The organism is Streptomyces sp. NBC_00045 (assembly GCF_045041095.1).
In the GTDB taxonomy this organism is placed as follows: Bacteria; Actinomycetota; Actinomycetes; order Streptomycetales; family Streptomycetaceae; genus Streptomyces.
Genome location: NZ_CP108271.1, coordinates 6,451,096 through 6,471,006 on the forward strand (window position 1 = coordinate 6,451,096; position 19,911 = coordinate 6,471,006).

The 19,911-nt window shown below is 70.8% G+C and carries 15 protein-coding genes; 14 read left to right on the forward strand and 1 reads right to left on the reverse strand.

The window, feature by feature from the left end:
• Positions 1–3: 3 nt before the first annotated feature.
• From OHA65_RS29935 to OHA65_RS29980, 10 genes are all read left to right on the forward strand, one after another.
• Complete coding sequence (locus OHA65_RS29935) at positions 4–1,299, forward strand: MFS transporter (RefSeq protein ID WP_327279291.1); 1,296 nt, start codon at positions 4–6, stop codon at positions 1,297–1,299.
• A gap of 20 nt (positions 1,300–1,319) precedes the next feature.
• Entirely contained in the window at positions 1,320–3,257 is a 1,938-nt protein-coding gene (locus tag OHA65_RS29940) for a RiPP maturation radical SAM C-methyltransferase (protein WP_405762750.1), read from the forward strand.
• Positions 3,254–3,841, forward strand: a complete 588-nt coding sequence (locus OHA65_RS29945; RefSeq protein ID WP_327279293.1) for a DUF5825 family protein — start codon at positions 3,254–3,256, stop codon at positions 3,839–3,841. Before OHA65_RS29940 ends, OHA65_RS29945 begins: the two co-directional genes overlap by 4 nt.
• A 24-nt stretch (positions 3,842–3,865) precedes the next feature.
• Positions 3,866–5,260 (forward strand): hypothetical protein, encoded by a 1,395-nt coding sequence (locus OHA65_RS29950; protein ID WP_329314990.1) that lies wholly within the window; start codon positions 3,866–3,868, stop codon positions 5,258–5,260.
• Positions 5,261–5,305: 45 nt separating this feature from the next.
• Positions 5,306–6,964: an ATP-binding cassette domain-containing protein gene (locus OHA65_RS29955; RefSeq protein WP_327279295.1), complete on the forward strand. Its 1,659-nt coding sequence runs from the start codon at positions 5,306–5,308 to the stop codon at positions 6,962–6,964.
• Positions 6,951–8,345, forward strand: coding sequence for an AAA family ATPase (locus OHA65_RS29960; RefSeq protein WP_327279296.1), 1,395 nt, complete (start codon positions 6,951–6,953; stop codon positions 8,343–8,345). The genes OHA65_RS29955 and OHA65_RS29960 overlap by 14 nt, the downstream gene beginning before the upstream one ends.
• On the forward strand, positions 8,342–10,099 hold the full coding sequence (locus tag OHA65_RS29965) for a carbamoyltransferase C-terminal domain-containing protein (protein ID WP_328764175.1): 1,758 nt from the start codon (positions 8,342–8,344) through the stop codon (positions 10,097–10,099). Before OHA65_RS29960 ends, OHA65_RS29965 begins: the two co-directional genes overlap by 4 nt.
• Positions 10,100–10,177: 78 nt before the next feature.
• Positions 10,178–12,178, forward strand: coding sequence for a hypothetical protein (locus tag OHA65_RS29970; RefSeq protein WP_371645213.1), 2,001 nt, complete (start codon positions 10,178–10,180; stop codon positions 12,176–12,178).
• Between the two features lie 95 nt (positions 12,179–12,273).
• A complete protein-coding gene (locus tag OHA65_RS29975; RefSeq protein ID WP_327279299.1) occupies positions 12,274–13,386 on the forward strand; it encodes a cytochrome P450 in 1,113 nt (370 codons plus the stop codon).
• A gap of 340 nt (positions 13,387–13,726) precedes the next feature.
• Positions 13,727–15,625 carry a radical SAM protein gene (locus tag OHA65_RS29980; protein WP_329314997.1) on the forward strand — a complete coding sequence of 633 codons (1,899 nt, stop codon included), beginning with the start codon at positions 13,727–13,729 and terminating at the stop codon, positions 15,623–15,625.
• Positions 15,626–15,793: 168 nt separating this feature from the next.
• On the opposite strand, the gene OHA65_RS29985 is transcribed toward OHA65_RS29980, so the two are convergent.
• Positions 15,794–16,009: a DUF6243 family protein gene (locus OHA65_RS29985; RefSeq protein ID WP_327279301.1), complete on the reverse strand. Its 216-nt coding sequence runs from the start codon at positions 16,007–16,009 to the stop codon at positions 15,794–15,796.
• Positions 16,010–16,600: 591 nt separating this feature from the next.
• Here OHA65_RS29985 and OHA65_RS29990 point away from each other — a divergent pair.
• The 4 genes from OHA65_RS29990 to OHA65_RS30005 all read left to right on the forward strand — a co-directional run bounded on the left by OHA65_RS29990 (position 16,601) and on the right by OHA65_RS30005 (position 19,868).
• Entirely contained in the window at positions 16,601–17,263 is a 663-nt protein-coding gene (locus tag OHA65_RS29990; protein WP_327279302.1) for a hydrolase, read from the forward strand.
• 5 nt (positions 17,264–17,268) lie between these two features.
• Positions 17,269–17,775, forward strand: coding sequence for a DoxX family protein (locus OHA65_RS29995; protein WP_327279303.1), 507 nt, complete (start codon positions 17,269–17,271; stop codon positions 17,773–17,775).
• 93 nt (positions 17,776–17,868) lie between these two features.
• Positions 17,869–18,447 carry a DNA starvation/stationary phase protection protein gene (locus OHA65_RS30000; RefSeq protein ID WP_327279304.1) on the forward strand — a complete coding sequence of 193 codons (579 nt, stop codon included), beginning with the start codon at positions 17,869–17,871 and terminating at the stop codon, positions 18,445–18,447.
• Entirely contained in the window at positions 18,447–19,868 is a 1,422-nt protein-coding gene (locus tag OHA65_RS30005) for an NAD(P)/FAD-dependent oxidoreductase (protein WP_327279305.1), read from the forward strand. Before OHA65_RS30000 ends, OHA65_RS30005 begins: the two co-directional genes overlap by 1 nt.
• Positions 19,869–19,911: the final 43 nt, after the last annotated feature.

The following is a 19,911-nucleotide window of genomic DNA, read 5'->3' on the forward strand; positions in this document are numbered from 1 at the left end:
TTCGTGTCCGGAAAATCAGCGCTGGCCCGCACGGGCTTCTTCCGCCTGTGGGCAGCGGAGTCCATCTCCATGGCGGGCTCCCAGGTCAGCATGTTCGCCATCCCCCTGGTGGCCGTGCTGGTCCTCGACGCCGGCGCCTGGGAGATGGGCCTGCTCGGCGCGGCGGGCTCCCTCGCGATTTTGCTCTTCGGCCTCTCGGCCGGCGTCTACGCCGACCGCTACGAGCGACGCAAGCTCCTCGTCCTCGCAAATCTGGGCCGTGCCGCCGTGATCCTCGTCGTGCCCGTCCTCTACTGGGCCGACATGCTCTCGATCACCGCTCTCCTCGTGGTCGCGTTCCTCACCGGCGGGCTCGGACTGCTCTTCGACAGCGCGATGTCGGCCTACCTGCCCCGGCTGGTCGGCAAGAACGAACTGGAGCGCTCGAACTCCTGGATGCAGGGCACCGAATCGGTCGGCGAGGTGGCGGGCCCGGGCTTCGCCGGTCTCGTCGTGCAACTGGTCAGCGCCCCGGTCGCGCTCCTCGTGGACAGCATCAGCTACCTCGTGAGCTGCATCAACCTGGCTGGTCTGCCCAAGGCCGAGCCGCAGCGCAGTCCGGACGCCGCCCCCGAATCCCACGGCGCCGCGGTGCTGGCCGGGCTGAAGATGCTCTGGTCGAACAAGGTGCTGCGGCCCCTTGCGCTCGCCGCCGCGCACTTCAACCTGTTCACCGCCATGTTCTTCGCACTGTTCACCCTGTACGCGGTGAAGGTCCTCGACTTCAGCCCCTTCCTCCTCGGCGCGGTCACCATGACCGGCGGAGTGGCCGGTCTGGCCGGATCCTCGTCCGCCGTGCGGCTGTCCGCCCGGTTCGGCCTCGGACCGACCCTCCTCGCTTGCTACTCGGTCCCCGGCATCGCAGCCCTGCTCATCCCCTGGGCGCAGTCCTTCAGCAAGCCGGTGGCGGCCCTCTTCGTCGGACTGTCGACCTTCGTCTGGTCGTTCTGCGTGGTGATCCTGCTGATCCTCGGGATGTCCCTGCGGCAGCAGCTCGTGGAAGACGCCTACCTCGGCCGCGTCAGCGCCACCTTCCGCTTCGTGAGCTGGGGAGTGGACCCGATCGGCGCCCTGATCGGCGGCGCGCTCGGCGCGAGCTCCTTCGGCCTGCGCAACACGATGGTGCTCGCCGCACTCGGAATCGTCTTCTCGGCCCTTTGGCCGTGGTTCAGCCCCGTCCGGACCGCCCGCTCCGCAACCCCGGCCGAGGACCAAGACATGCGCGAGGCGGACACCGCCGATCCCGCGCCGCAGCCGTGACGACGAACGACGGAGACGTGATGACCCTGCTGCAGATCGGGCCGGCCCCCGTCGGAGCCGAATCCCGTGTGCCGCCCGGCGCGCCCCTGCGCGTGCTGTTCGTCTGCATGCCCTGGGCCTCCCTCGACATGCCCTCCCTCGCCCTGAGCACGCTCACCCCGCTCGTCCGCGAGCACCGGGGCGTGGAGTCGGTGGACGTGCTCTACGGCAACCTGCGCTGGGCCGACCACGTTCTGCGGGAGAGCGGCGGGTCCGTCGGGGAGGAGGACTTCGGCCGGATCGTCCGAGGGGACTTCATCGGGGTGGGCGAGTGGGTCTTCTCGTCCGCGCTCCGGTCGGCGCAGTCGCCGCTCCCCGCTCCCGAGACCACCCCCTTCCACCGGCTGGCTTCCGCGCGGGGCGCCGAACTGGATGGGCCCTCGCGGATGTACCGGATGGCACCGGGGTTCGTCCGCGCCCTTGCCGAGGAGATAGCCGGCCAGGAGTACGACGTCGTCGGCCTGACCACGACCTTCGACCAGAACATCCCCTCGCTGGCCCTCGCCGGGGCGCTCAAGGACCTGAGGCCGGAGCTGGTCACGGTGCTCGGCGGTGCCAACTGTGACGGACCCCAGGGCGGTGCGCTCCACGAGGCGTACGACTTCCTCGACCACGTGGTGCGCGGTGAGGCCGAACTGGTGCTGCCCCAGCTGCTCGACGTGCTCTCGCAGGAAGCGGCCGGTCTCGGAGAGGGGGAGCGCGCCGAGCGGCTGGGCGCCATCAGCGGCCTGTGCTGGCGCACCGCCGACGGCGCCCCCCGGGCCAATGCGCTGGCCGCCGGGATGGTGCCGATGGAACGGGTGCCCACGCCCGACTTCAGCGCCTACTTCGACGCGTTCGGCCGGACCGAGTCGGTACGCGACACCGTGCCGAAGGTACAGATCGAGGGCGGCCGGGGCTGCTGGTGGGGCGAGAAGCACCACTGCACGTTCTGCGGGCTCAACGGCACCCTGATGGCGTTCCGCTCGAAGCCCGCCGAACGGGTGCTCACCGAGATCCGGCAGGTGGTCACCGACCACCGGGTACTCGACGTGATCTTCTCCGACAACATCATCGACATGCAGTACCTCACCTCCCTGCTGCCGCAGGTCGGCGAACTCGGCTGGGACCTGCGCATGTTCTTCGAGGTCAAGTCCAACCTGACCTACCGGCAATTGCTGAAGATGGCCGACGGCGGCGTCACCCAGATCCAGCCGGGCATCGAGAACCTGAGCACCCGGGTCCTGGGCCTCATGCGCAAGGGAGTGACCGGCTGGCAGAACGTCCGGCTGCTCCGCGACTGTCGGACCCTGGCCATCTACCCGAGCTGGAACGTGCTGTACGGCTTCCCCGGCGAGACCTGGGAGGACTACGCATCGATCGTCGAGCAGACCCGCCACCTTGCCCACCTCTTCCCTCCGGACCTGTCCACCCGTATCCGGCTGACACGCTTCAGCCCGTATTTCACCACCCCCGAACTCGGCCTGGAGAACAGCGGTCCGTCCGAACTGCTCGCGAGCGTCTACCAGTTGCCCAGGGAGCGCCTGGCCGACATGGTCTACATGTTCGACAGCGAGCCCGCAGGCCTCGGCGCCGAGCACGGCGCCCGTCTCGAACGGGCCGTGGAGCAGTGGCAGGAGGCGCACCGCGGTGCCCGCCTCGTGGCTTTTGAAGAGGGCTCCGACTTGCGGATCGTCGACGAGCGGGTCCGCCGGGCCCCGCGCGAGCACCTGCTCGCCGCGGGTCTCGCCGTCGAGGCCTACCGCGACCTGCTGAAAGGTCGGACCGCGGAGGTGCTGGCCCGGCGCATGCAGGAGTCCGGACTGCAGGACGCGGCTCGGCGGCTGCCCGCCCTGCTCGACCGGTGGGAAGGCGACGGCCTGGTCTACCGGGACGGTGAGCACCTCGTCGCTCTCGCGACCGGATTGGAATGGTCATGACCCAGCAGGCAGCTGTTGCTCCCGCCGCTCCCACGCGCAGGGGGCTCTTCGCCCCCTGGGAGCCGGGCATGCCGCACACCCGGGACCTCCTGGTGCAGGTCGCCCGGACCGGAGCCCGCGGGTTCAGGGTCTCCGGTGTCCTGCGGCTGGGCCCGGACACCGCGGCCACCACCGCGGACTACCTGGCGTTCCTGAGGGACGCGGCCGGTGTCGGCCTGCGCGTCAGCTGGCGCGGGAGCCTGGAAGGGATCTCCCACGCCCCGTTCCGGCACCTCGACCCCCCGCGCGACGACTCGGGGAAGGCGGCGTGGCCGGTGCCCCCGCGACCCCTGCTCACCCTGCGCCGCGGCCCGGGCTTCGTCCTGATCGAAGACTCCAGGGACGGCCGGATGCGTCGGACCGTGGTGGACCGCCCCGACCGGATCGCCGTGCTCGTCGAGCCGGGGCTGGGGTGCATCGCCGACGACGGGCTCGACGCGGACACGGGCCGGGCGGTACGGGCCCTCGCCGATCTCGGTCTCGTCGCCGCCGTCGGCGACCACTGGCTGACCCTGCCCGTGCGATTCCGCTACGCACGCTCCTGAGCTCCCTGAAATGAGACTGACCCGATGAACGTGACATCCGCCCTGGAGTCGGACCTGGCGCGCTTCTACCGAGGACGCCGAGTGGTGCTCCTCGGACATCCCCTGTCCGCCTACGGACGCCAGAGCGCGGCGCTGCTGCGTACGGGAGCACACGCGCCGTTCGTCGTGGCCGGCGGGACGGGACCGGGGCAACCCCCCGATGGCATCGCCGGCCACCACCTGGTCCCGCTCGAACCGGCCGACGCCGAACTGCGGGCCGAGGAGCTGAGTCGGCTGGCCGCCGCTCCGCCGCCCGCACTGCGCGCAGTACTGGACGGCTACGACCCGGACCGGACCGCCGTGGCCGTCGCGGAAACGGCCCTGGCGCCCGACCGGATCGCAGGCAGGCCGATTCTGGACAGCGGAGCCCGGTGGGGCGAGGTGTTCGCCGACCACGGTGCGGTGGATTCGCTCTGGGCCCGGCTGGGTGCCACCCGCCTGCCCTCGGTCGTGGTCCCGGCCGACGGCGAGGCGCTGGAGCGGGCCCACTCGAAGCTGGACCTCGGCCAGGGGACCGTCGTGTTCGCCGCACCGCAGCGGCCGGTACTGCGGGCCGGCGGCCCCGTCCACCGGCTGCACGAGAGCCGTGACGCTGGGCCGGCCGCACGGCGTCTGGCCCCCCTCGGCAGCCGGGTACGCGTCGTCCCGTACGTCCGGGGCGTCCCCTGCGGCATCGGCGGCTTCGTGCTGCCCGAAGGCCCGGTGGTACTGCGCCCCCACGAGGAGATCGTCCTCGAACACCGGGGTGAGCTCAGCTCGGGCGGCTGCTCCGGATTCTACGAACCCGCGCAGGCCGAGCGCGCCGAGCTGACGGGCCTGGCTCAGGCCGTAGGGCATGAGCTGCACAGATCCTTCGGCTATCGCGGGGCGTTCCAGCTCAGCGGCCTGCTCGTAGGCGGCAGCTTCCTGCCCTGGAGCCTCGGGCTGCGGCTGGGAGCCGGCCACGCCCTTCTCGAAGGGGCCTGGCCGGACCTGTCAACGGCGCTGCTGCACGCGGCCCTCAGGGCCGAGCCCGCCCTGCGGATCGCCCCGGACACCGTGCGCGCCCTGTCCGAGGGTGGTAGCGCGGGCAACGCCATCATCATGTTCGACACCCCGCAGCCCCCGTGGCCGCAGGGCTCCCCCCGGACCGCGTCCCGCACCCTCTGGCTCACCCGGGAAGAAGCAGTGGTGCGCCCTGCGGGACAGCAAGACCGGAGCAACGGCTGCCTGGTGCACACCCGAGTCGCAGACGCCGGGAAGCTGCTGCTGGTCGCAGGCCCCACCTTCGCCGCGGCGGGCCGCAGCACCGACCGCCTGCTCGGCCCCGCAGTGGCGCAGTCCTGTCAACTGGCCGGAAGTCAATGGGGCATGGCGCTCGAACTCGCATCGGCCTGGTGAACGCGATGAGCATGGCCGTACAGGACCGCGAGCTGGAGGAACGGCGTGACGCACATAGAGGTCGGTAATCTGCACTACGTACTTCCGGACGGTCGCGACCTCTTCTCCGACGTGTCCTTCCGGGTCGGCAGCGGAACCACGGCAGCCCTGGTCGGGGCGAACGGCACCGGGAAGACCACGCTCCTGGAGATCCTCTCGGGAGCCCTGTCCGCCCGCGGGGGCTCTTACCACGTGGGCAAGTCGGTCGGTGTCATGCGCCAGTTCATCGGCTCCATCGACGACGGGACGACCGTCCGGCAATTCCTCGCGAACCTGGCTCCGCACGCGTTGCGCGAGGCGTTCCGGGCGGTGGAGGTCGCCGAGGCCGTCATGTGGGAACGCGAGGACGAACCCTCCCAGATGGCCTACGCGACAGCGCTCTCCCACTGGTCCGAGATCGGTGGATACGAGGCCGAAGTCGAATGGGACGTGGTGTGCACCGCGGCGCTGCGCGCCCCGTACGACGAGGTCGGCCACCGTGAGGTGCGCACCCTGTCGGGCGGCGAGCAGAAGCGGCTGGCGCTGGAGTCGCTGCTGCGCGGCCCCTTCGAGGTCCTGCTGCTCGACGAACCGGACAACTACCTGGACGTGCCCGGCAAGCGGTGGCTGGAGCGCAAGCTGAAGACCACGTCCAAGACCGTCCTGATGGTCAGCCACGACCGCGAGCTGCTGTCCTACGCCGCGGACGTCGTGGTCACGCTGGAAGGCCGCGGAGCCTGGGTGCACGGAGGCGGGTTCGGTGACTACCAGACGGCGCGCGACCACCGGGTCGAGTGGCTCGAACAGCGTCACCGCGACTGGGCCGATGAGCACCGCCGCCTCAAGGAGCTCGTCCGCACCCTGCAGGAACAGGCCAAACTGTCCTCCGCCATGGCGGCCAAGTACCGGGCCACCCAGACCCGACTGGCGCGCTACGAAGCGGCCGGACCGCCCCCCGAGCGCGCCAAGGAGCAAAAGGTGCGCATGGCGCTCACCGGTGGACGGACCGGGAAACGGGCCGTGATCTGCGAGCGCCTCGCCCTCACGGGGCTGACCGACCCGTTCGACCTCGACGTCTACTTCGGCGAGCGGATCGCCGTGCTCGGCGCGAACGGCACCGGCAAGTCACACCTGTTGAGGCTCCTGGCTGCCGGCGGCAGCGGGGGAGAGTGGTACGACGCCCGGTTGCACGGAGCGGCGGTGGAGGCCGAGGGGACGGCACGGCTCGGCGCCCGGGTCGTGCCCGGATGGTTCGCGCAGACGCACGGCCGGCGCGACCTCGCGCGCCGCACCCTGGTGGAGATCCTGGGTCGGGGCGACGGCGAGCGGACCGGCCGGGACCGCGGTCAGGCGATCTCCGCCCTTCGACGCTACGAACTCCACGCCCAGGCCGACCTGTTGTTCGAACTGCTCTCCGGCGGCCAGCAGGCCCGGTTCCAGATCCTCCTCCTTGAGCTGCAGGGCTCGACGCTCCTGCTGCTCGACGAACCGACCGACAACCTCGACCTGCACAGCGCCCAGGCGCTGGAGGACGGGTTGAAGCAATACGAGGGAACGGTCCTCGCCGTCACCCACGACCGCTGGTTCGCACGCGGCTTCGACCGCTATCTCATTGTGGAACACGACGGATCGGTCACCCTGCGGGACGAGCCGGTCTGGGGAGAGGAGCACAGTGCACGCATATAGCTGGTCGCGGCCGGCCCGAACCGCAGGAACCGAAAGGGCCCGGACCGTCGAGGAGGTCTTCGGCCTGACCCCCGAACGCTACGCCGAGGTACCCGTGTTGGACCGGGTACCGCTCCCGGGCACCGGCATCACCTACGTCACGGGCTACTCGGGTACGGGCAAGAGCGTGCTGCTGAGGCTCTTCCTGGCCGACCACCCGGAAGCGCACGTCCCGGGTGAGGTGACGGATGACCGGCCCTTGATCGACCTGTTCGACCTGCCGCTGCCCGACACGCTCCAGCTGCTCGGCCAGGTCGGGCTGGGCGAAGCCTTCACGTACCTGACCCCCTACCACCGGCTCTCGGACGGCCAGCGGGCCAGGGCCCGGCTGGCGCTCGCCTATGCGAGCGGCCACCGGTTGCTGGTGATAGACGAGTTCCTGTCCACCGTGGACCGGGTCAGCGCGGCCGTCGTCGCGTACGGCTTCCAGAAGTTCTGCCGCCGCAACGGGGTGAGCGCCGTGGTCGCCACCGCGCACGGCGACCTGGGCGACCAACTCGGCCCGGACCACACCGTCGTACTCGACTACAACGGCGCCAAGACGGTCACGACCGGTCCGGGGATCGCCACCGCCCCCTTCCGTGACACCACGGTGATCCGTCCTGGCGAGCCGGCGGACTACGAGTCCATGGAGCGCTTCCACTACATGGGTGGCCTGGACGTCCCCGTCGAGGCCTTCGACATGGAGGTGCACGTGGCGGAGGTGAACGGTGTCGTGGCCGCGGCGAAGGTGCTCTCACCGCCCTACCCCCGCAGCTGGGAACGGCATTCCGTGTTCCGCGACGTGAACGAGGCGCTGACCGTGTCCCGCCGCACGGTGGTCCATCCCGTGTTCCGCAGTGTGGGGCTGGCGGGGAGGCTGTGCGACCCGGCCCTGGCCGCACGGCCCGCGGTCTTCATCCGCTCCGCCCTCGGCCGCTTCCAGCCCTTCCCCCTGAGTGCGGGCTACACGGAGGTGGAGGTCGACACGGCTCAGAACACCGAACTGGCCCGCAGAGCGGACGAGCTCGCGGCCGGCGGGCTGAAGGGGCTCGGCGCGGCCGAGAGGGCGTTGTTGCGCGAGCGTGCGGTGCAGATGCTCACCGCCGAGTACCACCAGTACCGCGACATCGCCGGACTGCCCGCCCTGGAGCCGCCCGCCGACCGGTCGGTGCGCACCTGGTTCGCCCGATGCGTCGAGGTGATGGACGAGGAACGGCTGGCAACGGTCGTGAAGCCCTTCCCGATGGCCGGTTTCGTCAGCCGGAGCTCCGCGGGGGTGGACGAGACGGTGGCGCGCGCCGCATCCGCATCCGCATCCGAGTCCGTACACGTCGCCGCCCAGCCCGGGGTGACCCTGTGATCATCGTCGGAATCTCCGCGCTGTACCACGACTCGGCGTGCGCCCTCATGGTCGACGGCGAGCTGGTGGCCGCCCATCACGAGGAGCGCTACACCCGGCAGCGCAACGACCCCTCCATGCCGGTCAACGCCTTCCGCCGCTGCCTGGAGCAGGCGGGCGTGGGGATCGATCGGATCGACCGGCTCGCCTACTACGAGAACCCGACGGCGAAACTCTCCCGACAGCTGTGGACGACCTTCCCGGACACGGGACGGACACCGGACGGCGCCCTCTTCCGGCTCGATGCCGACCGCCCCCTTCGTGAGATGCGCGAACTCCTGGGCCACCAGGGACCGGTGGACTTCGTCAGCCATCACGAGGCACACGCCGCGAGCGCGTTCTACTGCTCGGGCTTCGAGGAGTCCGCGCTGCTCGTCGCCGACGCGGTCGGGGAGTGGGCCACGACCAGCTACGGGCGGGCCGGCATCGACGAGGGCCTGGAACTGCTCGAAGAGGTGCGGTTCCCGGATTCCCTGGGGCTGATGTACAGCGCCGTCACCAACTACCTCGGATTCGAGGTCAACAGCGACGAGTACAAGGTGATGGGCCTGGCCCCGTACGGCAAGACCCGTTTCCTGGAGCAGATGGAGAGTCTGCTGCTCGACGGGGAGGGCGGCCAGTTCCGCCTGGATCCGCGCTACTTCGATTTCAGCGACGAACGCCGGATGTTCACGGACGCCCTGGCCGAGCTGCTCGGAGTACCCGCGCGCGCACCTCGGGACGAGCTCGCTTCCGTACACGAGGACATCGCCGCCAGCCTGCAGGCCGCGCTGGAGAACGTCCTGCTCCGCAAAGTGCGCCATCTGCACGAGCTCACCGGCAGCCGACGGCTCTGCTACGCCGGCGGGGTGGCCCTCAACTGCGTGGCGAACGGCGTACTGCGCACCAAGGGCCCTTTCGAGGAGGTCTTCGTGCAGCCCGCCGCGGGGGACGCGGGCGGCGCCGTCGGCGCGGCCGCACTGGTCCACCACCGCCACACCGGCACCTTCACCCGCCGCAGGCTGCGCGACGCCCGGCTGGGGCATGCCGAGGATCCCGATCGGATCCTGGAGCTGGTGCGGCGGGCCGGCATCCCCGCCGCCGACCACACCGGAGACCTCGACGGTCTGCTGCGGGCCACCGCGGACGAGCTCGCCGCCGGTGCCGTGGTCGGATGGTTCCAGGGTCGCACCGAGTTCGGACCCAGGGCACTGGGCGGAAGGTCGATCCTGGCCGATCCGCGCGACGGCGGCATGCGTGACCGCATCAACGCCCTGGTCAAGAAGAGGGAGGCGTTCCGGCCGTTCGCCCCCGCAGTGGTCGCCGAGCGCTGCCACGAGTTCTTCGAGCTCGACGTGGACTCGCCGTTCATGCTGGAGACCGCACAGGTGCGGGGCGACGGGCTCCCCGCCGTCACCCATGTCGACGGCTCGGCACGGATCCAGACCGTGGCCGCCGACGTGGACCCGCGCTTCCACGGACTGCTCACCGCGTTCGGCGAACTCAGCGGCTTTCCGATCCTGCTGAACACGTCCTTCAACATGCGGGGGGAGCCGATCGTCAACGCCGCCGCCGACGCAATCGCCTGCTTCGTCCGGTCCCGGCTCGACGTCCTCGTCCTCGGGGACCTGCTGATCCGGCGGGAACAGGTGCCGGTGTCGGCGGTGAAGCGCCTGGAGCAGACGTCTCCCTACAAGGCACCCACGGTGAGCGAGTCCGTCTACACCTTCTTCTGACGAACGCCCGGCCCGCCGTGGCCGCCCCCTGCCGATCGTGGCCTTCCCACACAGACCGACGAAGGGATGAGCAATCTCGTGACCAGGCACACCGACGACATCGCCCGGGCGGACAGGCTGGCCGCCCTCCTGTCGGACGCGCGGGGCGCGGAAACCCTCGCCGAACTGCAAAAGGCCGCCCGCCGCCGGCCACGCGAGCCGCAGGCCCCGGTGCCCGGCGCGGCGCCGGCACCCGCGTCGGCTTCCGTGGGCGTCTGGGACCTGCGCCCGGGGCCCGACGGCGTGGAACTGCACCGGCGTGACGTCGACGGGGAGACCGCCCGGTACTGGGCGGACGTGCCACACGTCCCGGGGAAGGCCGCGGCCCGCAGGGTCGTTCTCGCCGGGGAGTCCGCAGCCAGGGGCTTCCTCCTCGATCCCGGCCTGACGCCGGCCGATGCACTGCGGGACGAACTGGCGGGCGCGACACGGCCGGTGCAGGTCGTGGACCTCGCCCGGACCGGCGCCTCGATCACCGACCTCGCGGCCGTCGTCGCGAGCCTGCCGCACCTCGATGCGGACGCGCTGGTCCTGTTCGCGGGCAACAACTGGTCCCTGCAGAACCTGACGGTCGCCGACCACGACCGGCTCGCCGAGAGCCTGCGGCTGCGCGGTCTCGCCGGGATGCGGGACACCTTCACCCGGCGCATCGTCCTGCCGCGCGTGAGAGCGCTGCTGCGCCGGGTGGAGCGGATGGCGCACGAAGGTCCGGGCTTGGACGTCGTCGTGGTGATACCGGAGTTCAACCTGTGCGAGTGGCAGGCGGACCCCTCGTGGGAAACGGCGCTGCTGCCCCCCGAGCGGGCCGACGAGTGGGCCCGGCTGCGCCTGCGCATGGAAGCGGCCCAGGGGGCGGGACGATGGACCGACGTGGTGCGCGCGGCGGAGCGGATGGCCGCACTGGACGGCGGCACCAGCTCCGTGCCGGGAAGGGCGCTGGCCGCCGCCCACCTGCAGCTGGGCGACCCGGAGCGGGCCAGAACCGCCCTGGAGGAGGCGCGCGATTCGGTCACCGGAATGCTCGTCGCGCACACCCCCCGCATCACGGCGCTGATCCAGGCCGAACTGAGCGCCTTCGCGGACAGGGGCGGGCACGCGCTGGTCGATCTGCGGACCGAGCTGGCCGATCCGGCGACCGGCCTGCCCGACCCCGCCTGCTTCCTCGACTACTGCCATCTCAGCCCTCAGGGCACGGAGCGTGCCATGCGGGCGGTCGCCCGTCGGCTCGATCCCGAAGGGAACGCGCGCTCCGGCGGGCCGCACGGGACCGGTGACGCACGGGTGCGCTCCGTAGGCCACCTCCTGGCAGCGATCCACGGTGCCTGGCTGGGCCAGCCCGCCGAAGTGGTGGCGCGGCAGCTCGACACGGCCCTCACGGAGGACCCGGCGGTCGTCGCCGATCTGTCCGACCTGCTCGGCCTGCTGGCCAAGGGCGTGCCCGCCTGGCTCACGCCCGAGTACGACCGGCTCTGCGCTCTGCCCCATGCCGAGCGGTACCTGAATCCGGTGGCCCTGCGAGACTTCGGCACGCTCGCCCGGACCGTGCTGCCCTCGGAACTCGCCCGCGTTCTCGGCCGCCCCGCACCCCTGCCCGCCCATGCGGGAGATCTCCTCGCGGGGCGCCTCGACAGCGCACCGCGGATCGTGAACGGTCGGGAGGCGGCGTACCACCGCTCGGCGGTCCCCGTGTTCCGTGCACGGCTCGACGGTGCCCGAAAGGCGGGCTCGCGGCTGCTGCTCACGTACCGTACGCCGTCCGCGGCCGTCGACGCCGTACCGGGCACGCTGGAGTACGAGGGGCACGTGCTGGCCGTGGTCGACGCCAGCCCCCGGACCTGGCGACCGCTGGAGGTCCGGCTCCCGGCCGCGGGCGACGGCGGAACGGGAGAGCTGAGACTGCACTGGCCCGCGGTGGAGCACGACGAGGCGTCCTGGCGGGAACAGGGGGCCCGGACCCTGGCCACCGGCGGGATCCCGCTTCCCGTACCCGTCTACGGTGAGCTCTTCGAGGCCCGCGTGCTGAGCCGGGACGACCGGTGACCGCGGGCACGAGCACGAGTGCCGGCTTCCCCCAGGACCGCAGCTGTCCCTACCACCCGCCCGCCGGCTACCGGACGCAGGACGGGCGAGGTCCGATGGCCCGCGTCACCCTCTATGACGGCAGCTCGGCCTGGCTCGTGAGCGGGCTCGACCTGGGACGGCGCCTGCTCGGCGACGCACGGCTCTCGGTGAATCGCCGGTTCGGTTCGTTCCCCTTCCCCAGTGCAGAGTTCGCGGGCAGCGGCAGGCGCGACGCTCCGCTCATCGGGGTCGACGGCTCCGAGCACGCCGCTCAGCGCCGGATGCTGGTCGCCGGCTTCACGCACCGGCGCGTGGCATCGCTGCGGCCGAGGATCAGGCAGATCGTGGACCGGCACGTGGACGCGATGGTGGAGAAGGGGCCCGGCGCGGACCTCGTCACCGAGTTTGCGCTGCCCGTGACCTCGATCGTGATCTGTGGGCTGCTGGGGGTCCCGGATGCCGACCACGGCTTTCTGGAGCGGCAGTCCCGGCGCCTGCTGCGCGGCCCGGCCGACACGGACAGGGCCGACGGCCGCACTCGGTTGGAGAACCACTTCGGCGAACTGATCGACCGGAAACGGAGCGCCCCCGGCGACGGGCTGCTCGACGACCTCATCCAGCAGCACCTGCTCGGGGGGGCCCTGGAGCGGGACGAGCTGATCGCCATCGCGACGATCCTGCTGGTCGCCGGCCACGAGACCACCGCGGACATGATCTCTTTGGGAATCTTCACACTGCTCCGGCATCCCGAGCGGATGGCGGAGTTGCGTGAAAGGCCCGAACTCCTGCCCGCGGCCGTGGACGAGCTGCTCCGCTTCCTGTCCGTGGCGGACGGGATGCTGCGTGTTGCCACGCAGGACATCGAAACCCCGTCGCACGTGATCCGGGCGGGGGAAGGGGTCATCTTCTCCAACTCGGCCATGAACCGCGACGATGCCGTTTTCGACGATCCGGACGTCCTTCGCTGGAACCGCCCGACACGTCATCACGGCGCCTTCGGCTACGGAATGCACCAGTGTCTGGGACAGAATTTGGCGAGGGCGGAGATGGAGATCGCACTGACGGCTCTGCTGAACCGATTCTCGGAACTCCGGCTCGCGGTGCCTGTCGAGAGTATTTCTTTCAAGACGGGATATTCGGTCCAGGGTCCGCTCGAACTTCTCGTGGCGTGGTCGCCGGGCTCTTGACGCCCTTGCTCGGGCTGGGGGACGATGGCGGCCGAAATTGATTCGCACCACCGAACCGGAAGGAAGGGCCGAGTAATGGGAAATGGTGCCGCGGGTCTGATTGACCCGGTCATAAGGGAAATCGTAGAAGGGGAAGCTCCCGATCCGGAAGACTTTGCGTTCCGTCGGGAGTCGCTGGACGAGAGCCTGGCACTCGTGCACAAGTACAAAGCCTGATGGCCATGTGATGTGAAGCCGGGGGCGACGGCAGGCGTGCTCCACGTGTGGTGCACGCCTGCTCGGTCTCCGTCAAGAATTCTGACGAGCCGACCGGAGTGGAGGCGTGGTGTCGCTTCATGCAATGACACATGAGCCCGAGGTATTACTTGTCTTTCCCCCGCTGGTCGAATCAAGTTTCGGCAGCTTCTATCCCTCCACCGCCGTCCTCGCCGCCTGGTTGAAGAAACACGGCATCTCCGCGGTCCAACGTGACCTGAACACGGAGTTCGCCGAATACCTGCTCACCGACGACTGCCTCTCCCGCCTGGCGACGGGCCAGGTGCCCGGCGTCCCCGTGGAGTCCCTCGTCGCCGGCTGCGCGCGATGGGCGCACCGCGAGCGCGATCGACTGACCGATGCCCACGGCGCGTACCTCTTCGGCAGGGAGACGCAGGTGGGGTACGTGGTCGAGGAGTTGGCGCACCCGTTCCTGATCGACCCCGACGCGGACGCGTTGGCCGGCTTCACGGCCCGGCGCCGGGCCGTGCACCCGCTCGACGCCCACGCGGCCTTCATCCAGTGGGCGGACTGCGAGAACGCGGTACCGGACTCCGTGAAGCTGGTCGGCATCTCCGTCCCCATGGGGCCGCAACTCGTGCCGGCGCTCCTCCTGGCGCAAACGTTCAAGACCGCCAGGCCCGATGCGAGGATCGTCCTCGGCGGTCCGGCCTTCAGCCTGATGGACCCGCCCGAGCTGGACGAGCTCCTGCGCAACCACAGGGCCGTCGACGCCGTGGTGCGGTTCGACGGAGAGTTCCCCCTGCTGGGACTGGCCAGGCAAGTACGCGCCGACGAATGGGATCCCGGTCGGGTTCCGGGCGTGTCCGCCCTCGTCGACGGAGTTACCCGCCATGTTCCGCCGACTGCGGGACCGGCTCTGAATTCACTCCCCACCCCGGACTATCCGTCGCGGGACATCGCAAAGCTCGCGACGCCGAAACTCAGTGTCACCCAGGCGCGCGGGTGCTACTGGGGGAAGTGCGATTATTGTGACTTCGTGGAACTGTACGACGGAAGCCCTCCCTATCGTGGCCGCCGTCCCGAGGCGGTCGTCGCCGACATCGAAGAGCTCATGTCCCGCTACGGGAGCCGTCAGTTCACCTTCATCACCGAGTCCATTCCTCCGGCCTTCGCCCGCCGCGTGAGCCAGCTGATCATCGATCGGGGCATCGACATCACCTGGGATTCCTTCGCCATGGTCGACCGCAGATTCGACCGGGAGCTGCTGGAACTGATGGTGCGGGCCGGTTGCCGCTACTTGGTGATCGGAATGGAGGCGATGACCACCCGGGTGCTGAACCTGGTGCACAAATCCGCCGACCGCGAGGAGAACCAGCGATTCCTGCGCGAAGCGCGCGAGGCCGGCATGAAGCTGAGCGTCAACCTCATTCCCGATCTGCCCAGCACCACCTACCAGGAGGCCCTCGACTCCCTCGCTGACGTGGAAGCACTGGCGGACACCCTCGACTTCGTCGCCGTCTTTCCCTTCGAGCCGACGAGATCCTCCAACATCGGACGCACCCCCGGACGATTCGGCCTGATACCCGTGGCCGACGTCCCGGCGGACAGCCAGGCGCAGTACTCGTTGAACCACATGTCGAGCATCGACCCGGCGATGACGACGCAGGAGCGAGCCGACGTGTACGCGCGCTTCCGCGCCTTCGCACGCCGGATCAACGTGGCCTCGCAGGCGGGCGAGGGGGACGCGGACGCCCCCTTGGCGGTGGATGTCCGAGGCGCCGCCTTCATGCGGCTGGCCGTCGAAGACCTCGACGTGATCGACATGGGTGGCGAGATCGTGTGCACCCACATCATCGCGAAGGAACGCATCGTCGTTCCGGAAGCCGCAGCCCTCGTGCTGCGGCCGTACCTCGGGGGCGAGAGCTTCTCGGAGGCCGATCTGGCCACCCGCATCGGACCCACCGCGGCCCAGGCCCTGCTGACCAACCTCCTGGAAGCCCGCATGGTCAAAAGCCTGTAGCCGCAACACCTAGCTGCCCCGGGCGGTCGGCGAGACGCGGGGCGGGGGGCTGAGCGGGACCGGCAGCGCCCGGTACGGCAGCGGAGCCCCGATACGGCGGCAGGGCCCGGACCGTGCGTCGCGGTCCGGGCCCTGCCCCGTGCGGTGCCGCCCTGCGGCGGGGGTGCGTCAGCTTTCTGCGGTGTCGTCGCTCGCCTGTCCGGCGTTCTCAGCTGCGCGTGCTTTCTCGCGCATCTTGCGCACCAGCTCTGCCTTCTGGTCGGCGGCACTCTGGCGGTCGCGGTTGCGGTGCGGACCGTTGTTCTGTCGTTCGGCTCGGGACAGCTTCTTCCGCTGGCCGCCGCCCTGGCCCACGGGGTTGTTGATGTTCTTGCTGTCGGTCACGGGTTCTCCCGGTGGTGATGTGAAGTGATCTACGGATTCATCGGTGGGGGACGGGGCGCGGCGACGTCGAAGGACGTCAGCAGGGGCCCGTCACGCTCTCACTCGTAAATCGGCGTTTGGAAGAACATGACAAAGACGTTACCCGGTTCCGCCGGCCCCGCGCGCCATGCTCTTCGCCGCCCCGGCGTAGGCCACAGTGGCAGCCCGTGCCCGGCGGCGTTTCCGCTGGTGAGGGCGGCCCTCTGTTGGTCTCGGGGTGGGTGTGGGGCGGGCCATGGCAGATGCTGCTCGGTCCAGATCGTCTTGCCCCGGGGTCCCGGGGTAGGTGGCAGGTGCCCCGGCTGTCGGCGAACCGGTCGACGAGATGGAGGCCGCGGCCGCCTCGCCGGTGTCGGTGGGGTGCCGGCGTCGCGACCTTGCACGTTCGCGCCGGTGACACTGCGCGGCTCTCGTCCTTGACCGGTTGTGCGCTGTCGTGCCAACTCCTGGGCGCTGGAGGTCAATGCGGTCGGTCGGATCGCTCGTAGCTTGAAGAAGTGCCGAGCCCCGGAGGTGGCGGGCACGTTACCGATTGCTTCGAAAGGACCCCTCATGTTCGACATCAACAAGGTGCAGGCCGCTCCGAGCAAGGACCTGCTCACGCCCGACAACGCGGTCATGCTCTTCGTGGACCACCAGCCTCAGATGTTCTTCGGTACCGGCAGCGGCGACCGTGCCGCGATCATCAACAGCACCGTGGGCCTCGCCAAGGCGGCTCAGGCCTTCGACGTGCCGACCGTTCTGACCACGGTGGCCGCCGAGTCGTTCTCCGGGCCCCTGCTGCCGCAGCTCGCCGAGGTGTTCCCCAAGAACGAGGTCATCGACCGCACCACCATGAACGCCTGGGAGGACGAGGCGCTCGTCGCGGCGGTCAAGGCGACCGGGCGTAAGAAGATCATTCTGTCGGGTCTGTGGACCGAGGTCTGCCTGGTGCTGCCCGCGCTCTCGGCGCTGGAGCAGGGTTACGAGGTGTACATCGTGACCGACGCCTCCGGTGGCGTCAGCCCGGCCGCCCACGAGCACGCGCTGCAGCGGATGATCGCCGCCGGCGCCGTCCCGGTGACCTGGGTCCAGGTCCTCTTGGAGCTGCAGCGCGACTGGGCGCGTCAGGAGACGTACGGCGCGGTCATGGAGATCGTCAAGGCCCACGCGGGCGCGTACGGCCTGGGTGTCGTGTACGCGCAGAGCGTCATCGGCGCGCACGCGGCCGGCTGACCCCTGTGGACACCGGCATTCTGATCCTGCGTCTGCTGGTGGGACTGCTCGTCGCCGGCCACGGTGTGCAGAAGGTCAGTTCACACCTGGGCGGCAAGGGACTCGACGGCGGTACCGAAGAGTTCCGCGCCGACGGTTTCCGCGGCGGTGCCTTCACCGCCCTCGCGGCGGGCGGCGGCCAGATCGGATCGGGCCTGCTGCTCGCCGCCGGCCTCCTGACCCCGCTCGCCGCGACCGGGACCATCGGGGTCATGACGGTCGCGCTCACCGTGAAATGGCGCCACGGGCTCTGGGTGCAGAACGACGGATACGAGTACCCGCTCGTCCTCATCAGCACCGCCGCCGCCCTCGCCGCCACCGGCCCCGGCGCCTGGTCCCTCGACGCGTCCCTCGGCCTCACGCCGTACCCGCTGTGGTGGGCCGCCCTCGCGCTCGTGGCCGGACTCGGCAGTGGACTCCTCACCCGGCTCGTCCTGTACCGGCCCCCCGCCCCGGCGATCGCCGAGCGCTGAGCGCGAGCCGCACGGACCGGGTCCGGCCGCCCGCGTACCCCCCGACCGGGCGGCCGGGCCCTTCCCACCCTCTTTCCCTCACAGGAGCACTCGATGGACACCCCCACGCCCCCGCCCGGCGGCGGCCAGCCGCTGCTGCACCAGAAGGGCGCCGAGACCCAGGCGTTCGGCACGCTCAAGCAGTTGCCGATCGGCCTCGGCCACGACACCCGCATGTACGCCTGCCAGCGGCTGAACCGCGTGCTCGCCGACACGCAGATCCTCTACTCCCTCTACAAGAAGCACCACTGGCTCATGCGCGGGGCCACCTTCTACTCGCTCCATCTCATGCTGGACAAGCACGCGGAGGCCCAATTGGCCATCGTGGACGCGCTGGCCGAGCGCGTCCAGAGCCTCGGTGGCGTCGCCGTCGGGGACCCGCGCCACGTCGCGGAGCTGACGTCGATCCCCCGTCCGCCGGACGGCGTCGAGCCGGTGCCCGTGATGCTGTCGCGGCTCCTGGACGCGCACGAGCGGATCCTGATCGACGCGCGGGACGCCGCCGCCCGGCTCTCCGGGGAGGGCGACGAGGGCAGCGCCGACCTGCTCGTCTCCGATGCCGTCCGTACCGGCGAGGCGCAGGTGTGGTTCCTGGCCGAGCACCTCGTGGACACCCCTCTGGTGCACGGCTGATGGACACGTACGACGTCGTCGTGGTCGGCGGCGGTCCGGCCGGCGAGGTCGTCGCCGACCGGACCGTCCGGTCGGGGCTGACCGCCGTCGTCGTCGAGGCCGAGGCGGTCGGCGGCGAGTGCTCCTACCGCGCCTGCGTGCCGAGCAAGGCCCTGCTACGACCCGGCGCCGCCCGGGCGGCGGCCCGCTCGGTCGACGGGGCCCGGCAGGCGGTCACGGCGGCACTCGACCCGGCGCGCGTCCTGGCCCGCCGTGACCGCTTCACCGGGCGCGGCGACGACACCGGCCAGGCCGACTGGCTCGACGGTGCGGGCATCGCGCTCGTACGGGGGCACGGACGGCTCGCCGGTGAGCGCCGGGTGGAGGTGACCGGGGCCGACGGCACGGTCCGTACCCTGCGGGCCCGGCGCGCGGTCGTGGTCTGCACCGGCACGGGGGCCGTGCTGCCGCCGATCGAGGGGCTCGACCGGATCGGCGTGTGGACCAACAGGCAGGCCACCACGGCCGACGCGGTACCCGCTCGGCTCGTCGTCATCGGCGGGGGAGTGGTGGCCTGCGAGATGGCCACCGCGTGGCGCTCGCTCGGCTCCTCCGTCACCCTGCTCGTCCGAGACCAGGCCCTGCTGACCGGCTGGGAGCCGTGTGCCGGCGAAGAGGTCACCCGGGGTCTGAGCGATCTGGGCGTCACCATCCGCTTCGGGGTGTCGGCCGTCCGGGTCGCCCGTGACGACACCCGCACGGTGACCGTGGACACCGACGACGGCACCACCCTCGTCTGCGACGAAGTCCTCGCCGCCGTCGGCAGGCGCCCGCGCACCGAGGACCTCGGCCTGGACTCCGTCGGACTGCCGGCAGGCGACTGGCTCCCGGTCGACGACACGTGCCGGGTCACCGCGGTCGAGGGTGAATGGCTCTATGCCGTCGGCGACGTGAACCACCGCGCGCCGCTGACCCACATGGCCAAGTACCAGGCCCGTGCCTGCGCGGCGGCCATCGCCGAGCGAGCCGCTGGGCGCCCGGCCGATACCGGCGGCACACAGCCGTGGAGCGCGGAAGCCGACCATTTCGCCGTCCCACAGGCCGTCTTCACCCGTCCCGAGGTCGCGAGCGTCGGTCTCACGGAACGCGCGGCACGCGAATCGGGTCTCGCGGTGCGCACGGTGGAGTACCGCATCGACGACCTCGCCGGGGCCGCGCTCCACGCGGACGACTACCGCGGCCTCGCCAAGCTCGTCGTCGACGAGACCCGAGGAGTCGTCGTCGGCTGCACGCTCACCGGCGCGATGGCGACCGAGCTCATCCACACGGCCACCGTCGCCATCGTGGGCGAGGTCCCCCTGGAACGCCTCTGGCACGCCGTGCCCGCCTTCCCGACGGTGAGCGAGGTCTGGCTACGGCTCCTGGAGGCGTACGGCCTCTGAGGCGAGGCCCCGCCCGACCGGCGCACCCGCCGGCTCCATCGGC

Coding starts and splice junctions, on each gene's coding strand:
- OHA65_RS30005 (WP_327279305.1), top strand. CDS start 18,447: ATGGACACGTACGACGTCGTCGTGGTCGGCGGCGGTCCGGCCGGCGAG.
- OHA65_RS29975 (WP_327279299.1), top strand. CDS start 12,274: ATGGCCCGCGTCACCCTCTATGACGGCAGCTCGGCCTGGCTCGTGAGC.
- OHA65_RS29945 (WP_327279293.1), top strand. CDS start 3,254: ATGACCCAGCAGGCAGCTGTTGCTCCCGCCGCTCCCACGCGCAGGGGG.
- OHA65_RS29990 (WP_327279302.1), top strand. CDS start 16,601: ATGTTCGACATCAACAAGGTGCAGGCCGCTCCGAGCAAGGACCTGCTC.
- OHA65_RS30000 (WP_327279304.1), top strand. CDS start 17,869: ATGGACACCCCCACGCCCCCGCCCGGCGGCGGCCAGCCGCTGCTGCAC.
- OHA65_RS29940 (WP_405762750.1), top strand. CDS start 1,320: ATGACCCTGCTGCAGATCGGGCCGGCCCCCGTCGGAGCCGAATCCCGT.
- OHA65_RS29950 (WP_329314990.1), top strand. CDS start 3,866: ATGAACGTGACATCCGCCCTGGAGTCGGACCTGGCGCGCTTCTACCGA.
- OHA65_RS29980 (WP_329314997.1), top strand. CDS start 13,727: ATGACACATGAGCCCGAGGTATTACTTGTCTTTCCCCCGCTGGTCGAA.